Source organism: Flavobacterium sp. UBA4854, from assembly GCF_002399805.1.
Taxonomy (GTDB): domain Bacteria; phylum Bacteroidota; class Bacteroidia; order Flavobacteriales; family Flavobacteriaceae; genus Flavobacterium; species Flavobacterium ginsengisoli.
This window is the reverse complement of the sequence record NZ_DHEI01000065.1, coordinates 11722-12713: the sequence shown is the minus strand read 5'-3', so window position 1 is coordinate 12713 and position 992 is coordinate 11722. Positions and strand designations below refer to the sequence as shown.

1 pseudogene is annotated in these 992 nt (G+C 31.8%); it reads left to right on the top strand.

The features are described from left to right. Positions 1-992, top strand: a pseudogene (locus B3J44_RS09355) (SusC/RagA family TonB-linked outer membrane protein); the annotation flags it as partial.

The following is a 992-nucleotide window of genomic DNA, read 5'->3' as shown; positions in this document are numbered from 1 at the left end:
TTAAGTTTATCTGGAGGTGGAGAAAAATCAGATTATTATTTCTCTTTAGGATATTATGACGAAAAAGGAACTACTATTGGAACTGGTTTAAAACGTTATAACTTAACTTTAAAAAACAATTTCGAAATAACAGATAAATTTAAAGTTGGCGTTGGAATTTTTGGTTCTGAAACCAAAACTACTTCTTATATTTCAGATACAAGTGGTTTTACTAATCCTGCAAATTATTCAAGAAACGTAAATCCGTACTTGACTCCTTACAATGCTGACGGAAGTTACAAATACGACCCAGACATCGTTGGTTATTCTGATATTTATGTTCCGTTCAACATCATCGAAGAAAGAAACAATACTTCTTACGATTTAAAAACTAGAGCTGTTAAGGCTTTATTAGACGCTGAATATAAAATCACGAAAGACTTAAGAGTAAGTAGCCAATTAGGTTTACAGTTAGACAATAGCTCAAGTGAAAAATTTGCTGCAGCAGACACTTATTTTACAAGAAGAACAAAAGAACAAACACGTTATTACAAAGACGGAAAATACAATTATTTCCTTCCTAATGGCGGTATTATTCAAAATTCAAACACCGATTTCTTTCAATATAACCTAAAAACAATGGTTAATTACAGCAAGACTTTAGGTGAAAAACACGAAATTGAAGCCATGGTCGGTAATGAGTTAAGAAGAACTTACAATACAAATATTGCGACAAAAGGTTTTGGATTTGACCAAAATACATTGACAACACAGCAGATTATTTTCCCAAATTCAGATTTTGCAAACAATCCTGAATATAGAACATACCAAAAAAGCCAGAACGAAAATGCTTTTGCTTCATTTTATGCAACTGCTTCTTATACTTACGATAGAAAATATAGTTTCTTTGGAAGTATTAGATATGATGGTTCTGACTTATTTGGTGTAGACCCTAAGTACAAATATTTACCGTTATGGTCGGTTTCTGGATCTTGGTTAGTTTCTCAAGAAAA